The sequence below is a fragment of the Rhizobacter sp. P3_B12 genome, from assembly GCF_056402895.1.
This window is the reverse complement of sequence record NZ_JBFUGN010001141.1, coordinates 1-1,811: the sequence shown is the minus strand read 5'-3', so window position 1 is coordinate 1,811 and position 1,811 is coordinate 1. Positions and strand designations below refer to the sequence as shown.

Below are 1,811 nucleotides of genomic sequence, written 5' to 3'. Positions count from 1 at the left end.
GGCGATGACCGACCCGGCCGGCGAGCCACAGCCTACCCACCYGCGCCTTTGCCGCTCCGAACTCCGAAGACCTCAGCCCGCCGGAAGCTTCTTCAACAAGGCCAGGGCAGCAACATTCTTCGGCTCCAGCTTCAGACAGCGCTGAAGCGCATCGCGGGCCGCCTTCGGGTCGCTGGCCTGCAACGCCTGCGCCTTCTTCAGCAGCGTGTCGGCCAGCGCACGACGCACCGCTGCATCGCGCGGCGACGCGTCCAGGCGCTTCTGCAGCATGCCGATCRCTTCGTCGAATTCGCCCTGCCCCGCCAGCATCGACGCGTGCTCCAGCTCGATCGACTGCTCGCTCGGCGCAATGCGCGCACCCGGCTTGCGCGTGAGCGTCAGCCGCGACGGCTGCCCCAGGTAATCGCGCTTGTTGCGCGCACGCTCGATGCCGCGCAACCCGTCCGCGGCCTCGGCCTGCTCCGGCTGCACCGCCAGCACACCCAGGTACGACTGCTCCGCCGCATCCAGATCGCCCTTCTTCAGCTCGGCCCGCGCCCGCTGCAGCCGCTCGGTCGCCAGCACATCGGCCCGGTGCCGCGCCTCGGCCAGGCGCTCGCGGTACTGCGCAGGCCGCAGCGTCGCGAGCACTTCCCAGGCCTGCACCGCCTCGCTCCACTTGCCCTGCCGCTCCGCAGACACCGCCAGCTCGCTCTGGCGCACCTCGAACTCGGACACCGGGTCGTTGCGCGAATTGGCGCCCGCGCCGGTCCCGCCGGTCGGGTTGCCGGTCGGCACGCCGGCACAGGCGGCCAGCAGCACCGTGACGGCGGCCAACGCGATGAATCTGACCGCAAAGAAGCGAACCGCGAATGAGTGCGTCATGACGAGGGCGTGAAGCTGCGCAGGGTCTGCAACTTGGACTTGAAGGCCTCCAGGTCGTGGCTGCCGTAGATCATGGTCCGGCGCAGCATCAGCGGCTGCGCCCAGGCCGGGTTGCCGCCCGGCGTCACCGTGCCGGCCAGCCGGTAGCGGTTGCGCGCCAGCGCCTCCAGCACCACGTCGTTCACGTCGCCGAACGGGTAGGCATACGTCAGCACCTCGTTCGACAGCCGCTTCTCGATCACGTCGCGCGGCACCTTCGCCTCGGCCTCCATCCGCTTCGCATAGGCGGCATCGTTTTCACCTGCGGCCCGCTCGATCAGGTTGGAGTGGGTCTTCGAGTGCGACTGGATGTCGACCAGGCCCGAGGCCGTCATCTCCTGCATCTGCGGCCAGGTGAGCGCATCGCCGGCACCGACGAAATCGGTGTACAGGAACACCGTGGCCGGGAAGCCGTGCTTCTTCAGCAGCGGGTAGGCATAGCGGTAGTACGACGCATAGCCGTCGTCGAAGGTCAGCACCACCGAACGCTGCGGCAGCGGCTGCCGGCCCTCGAGGAAGCCGATCAGGTCCTTCAGGCGGATCACCTTGAAGTTGTTCGCCGCCAGCCAGTCGAGCTGCTGCTCGAAGCTCGACGACGACACCGTCATCTTGCCGTTGCCCTGGCCCACGCGGTGGTAGCACAGGATCGGGATCGTCTGGTACTGGCCGCTGCGCACGCCCATCGGGTTCAGCGGCTTCAGCGGCACGATCACCGGCTGCCCGCTGCGCGCCTGCGGTGCCCCGGGGTTGGCCTCGGCCACCTCCCAGTCGCGCGCCGCGCTGCCGAGAAAACGCTGCGCGATCGACGCATAGCTGTCCTCGCCCTGCGGAACGTAGACCAGCAGCCGGTCGCTGCGCGCCAGCACGCCGTCGCGCGCCGCGCTGAGGGCCGGTGCCGCGGCCGGCGC

General features: G+C 69.7%; 2 protein-coding genes. Both read right to left on the bottom strand.

The window, feature by feature from the left end; translation table 11 throughout:
• Positions 1–72: 72 nt before the first annotated feature.
• The gene (locus AC1D01_RS33060) at positions 73–864 is read right to left on the bottom strand and encodes a tetratricopeptide repeat protein (RefSeq protein ID WP_477873709.1); all 792 of its coding nucleotides are present in this window, start codon (positions 862–864) and stop codon (positions 73–75) included.
• Positions 861–1,811, bottom strand: a 951-nt coding sequence (locus AC1D01_RS33055) for a polysaccharide deacetylase family protein (protein WP_477873708.1), incomplete at its 5' end; no start/stop codon positions are given. The genes AC1D01_RS33060 and AC1D01_RS33055, both read right to left, overlap by 4 nt.